Genomic DNA, 3,316 nt, shown 5'->3' with positions numbered 1-3,316 from the left:
GTCCCTGGTACATCACTTTTCTCCACCATGCTTCCCTTTATAAAAATTATTTTTCAATAAATTATCCCACCCCTGTCCTTTCCTCCCTCCCCCCTATATATAAAGAGTGAGAGGAGGTGATCAACATGGCAGAGGCATTAATGATCGAGACACGGCTTCGTCTAACGTTCGAAACAGGATTAAATGAAAAGGGCGAACCGATTTTCAAGTCGCGAACTTTTGGAAATGTGAAAAAGATGGCGACAGCTGATCAGCTTTTTCAGGCTGCAACGGCAATTGCATCACTTAGCAAGGACTCCCTATCTACCATTGTCAAAAATGACAGCTTTGACATTCTTGGCTAAGCAGAGGCTCTGGAGCTAGATTCACACATTTAATAAAGCGAAAGGAGGACAAAACCCATGGCAAAATCATTAGAATTAACATTTGTGACGGATTCAGGGAAGCTTTCAAGACTTTCCATTGATAACCCGAAGGAGCCGATTGATCCAGCTGCTGTTAAACTAGCAATGGAGCAAATCATCGCTGCGGATGTGTTCCAAACGATGAACGGCACTCTTGCTTCGGCAAAAGAAGCAAGAGTCATCGAGCGTAACGTCACCGCCTATGAATTAGTCTAGTTACACACGATCGTTAACCCAATAAATGAGGCCGGTTCTGCTCCTATGCAGACCGGCCTCTTTGTGTTTGGAAAAAAACTACGGGGCACGCGCTCAAAAACCGACAAGCACACCCCATAGACCATTTCACTTATATTTTAAACTGATTAATTATTTCCTGAAGTTCCTCTGCCATATAAGATAGCGAAGAGGCAGAAGCTGCGATTTCCTGCATGGAGGCTAATTGTTCCTCGGTTGCGGCGGAAACATTTTGGCTGTCTGCTGTTGTTTTGACAGCAATTTCTTCGATGCCGTGCACAACGCCAACTACCTGTTCAGTGCCCGATGAAGTTTCTTTTATAGAGACAGAAATCGTTTGAATTTCAGCGCTTACGTGATCGATAAATTGCTTGATTTCATGGAAGGCCTCTCCTGCACTTTGGGCAAGATCCATCCCTTTTTCGATTTCGGTTGTTCCTTTTTCCATCGATTCGACTGCTTGGTTCGTGTCAATTTGAATGGAGGAGATGAGTTGTCGGATTGTCTCAGTTGATCTAGAGGATTGCTCCGCTAACTTACGCACCTCATCCGCAACTACGGCAAAGCCTTTTCCATTTTCCCCTGCTCTTGCCGCTTCAATGGCCGCATTTAATGCCAGAAGATTCGTTTGGTCGGCAATCCCCGAAATCACATCAATGATTTGATTAATATCGATCGATCTTTTTCTTAAATCCTCAATGACCACGCTAAGCCTACTAATCGTTTTGTGAATATTGGTCATTTGTTCGGATGTTAGTTGAATCGCTTGATTTCCATTGTTGACAATGTTTACAGCGTCCATGGATGTATCGCGGGCGGCCTGAGAATGGCTCAGCATTCTTTCCATTTCCCCAGACATCGCCGTTACAATATGATGGCTTTCCTCAACCATCTTGGATTGGCGTTCTGTTCCGGAAGCAACCTCCTGAATGGCATCGACAATTTGCTCCGTTGCAGTATTATTTTGCTCCGAGCTTGCCAACAGCTGCTCTGATGAGGCAGCCAGCATTTCGGATTTCGCATCAATATTACGGATCAGCTCCCGGAGAGCCCCCACCATTTTATTAAAGCTAATGCCTAAATGGCTGATTTCATCATTATTTTTAACATCAAAGGTTTGAGTCAGATCGCCCTCGCTGACTTTTCCAGTTGCTTCAACTAGCTGGTTCAAAGGTCTCGTAATCGACCGGATCACAAAATAAGAAAGCACGGCTCCGATCACGATAAAAAGTCCAACCATTAATAGAGTCATCATGAGAATCGGTTTCGTATCCTGACTGACCTCATCCAAGTCCATAACACCAGCAATTTTCATCCCGGTTATTTCGTTCGTTGTAAAATCAATCTGGTTATGGCTATCATCGACCTGTCCATCCCTCTGTTCTAATAAATGCTGAACCCAGCTGCCTTCTGCCTTTTCGCCTGCCGCAATTTTTGGATGGACGAGATAATTTCCTTCAGCACTTATAAGGATCGGATATCCGTTTTTTCCAATCTTAATTCCATCTGTTAACTTGTTTAATGCTTCAAGGCTAAGGTCCATCCCAAATACCCCTGAACCATCCTCAAGCGTGTGAGCAATAGTCACGATCACCCCACCCGTAAAAGCATCAATATATGGCTCTGTAATAAACGTTTCATTGCTCTTCGCCTTAGAACCAATGTACCAAGGACGCTTTCTAGGATCATACCCATCAGGCAAATCCTGTTCTGGATAAGAGAAAAAATCACCGTTCTCTTCTAAACCTATATAAACAACCATCGCTTCCGGATGCAGTACTTGATATTCCTTCAATTGCTCGATCGTTTTTTGGACCTGTTTCTCTGAAAAAGAGCCTTTATTAAAGCTTCCAGCAAAATAAGACGCCGCATTTCCCTTAGGCTCAATAAAGCTAGTAATAAACTTATCAATGACTAAAACATTTTCCCTCGAACTAATCTGGATTTTTTCCTTAATATTGGTTTGCGCATTTAAATAGGAAGAGAGACCGATCGTTACAGATGGCACTAACAATATCAAAATAAATGATAGCATTAGTTTTTTCCTAATCGTCAATGCAAAAATGGGTTTTCTCTTTGGCTTGGTTTTCACGGTGATGGAGGCCTTCCTTTCATTTTCAACTTTTCTCCGCTTTAATAGTAAAAAGCTACCCTGTTAAAAGTAGCCAAAAGGGACTCTTATTCACATTTCGAATCATGGCGATGATAGAAAATAGATTGCAAGATTTATCTGCCGGTGCGCCCAATGCTATTAGACCAATAGCACTTAATCCCCCCATTAAATTGAAATTATGTAAGCCCTTTCATTCGAATTATAACCGTGTATTCCCCAATTTTCAACAAGATTCGGCATATTCATAAAATTGATTTTTCCTTGTTCCTGGTTATAAAAAATAGATATAAGGTTGGAGCTATTACATAGTAGAAGAGGAGAGAGGCCGGGGGAATTTACCGTATTGCGACATTTATTAACTAGTTAAGGGACAAGGATTGGGTGATTCTTCTGTTTTATTGTTATAGAGCCTTCTTAACTACATCGGCCGGCATTTTCTCTTCACGAAGAGCGTTATAAAGCCCTCTTAACTACCTTCCACTGCTTTTTTTCTTAACGAAGGGCGTTATAGACCCCTCTTAACTACCTTCCACTGCATTTTTCCTACACGAAGGGCGTTATAAAG

3 protein-coding genes are annotated in these 3,316 nt (G+C 42.2%); 2 read left to right on the top strand and 1 reads right to left on the bottom strand.

The genetic code is table 11. The features are described from left to right. Positions 1-125: 125 nt before the first annotated feature. A complete protein-coding gene (locus V7122_RS22380) occupies positions 126-344 on the top strand; it encodes a DUF1659 domain-containing protein (RefSeq protein WP_066296963.1) in 219 nt (72 codons plus the stop codon). Between the two features lie 57 nt (positions 345-401). Beyond that, positions 402-620 (top strand): DUF2922 domain-containing protein, encoded by a 219-nt coding sequence (locus V7122_RS22375; protein ID WP_335353651.1) that lies wholly within the window; start codon positions 402-404, stop codon positions 618-620. A gap of 130 nt (positions 621-750) precedes the next feature. On the opposite strand, the gene V7122_RS22370 is transcribed toward V7122_RS22375, so the two are convergent. Beyond that, positions 751-2,673 (bottom strand): methyl-accepting chemotaxis protein, encoded by a 1,923-nt coding sequence (locus tag V7122_RS22370; protein ID WP_438824805.1) that lies wholly within the window; start codon positions 2,671-2,673, stop codon positions 751-753. Between the last annotated feature and the right edge of the window lie 643 nt (positions 2,674-3,316).

Source organism: Bacillus sp. JJ1532 (assembly GCF_036965085.1).
In the GTDB taxonomy this organism is placed as follows: Bacteria; Bacillota; Bacilli; order Bacillales; family Cytobacillaceae; genus Cytobacillus.
The sequence above is the reverse complement of the archived record's forward strand: the minus strand, read 5'-3'. Positions and strand labels throughout refer to the sequence as shown.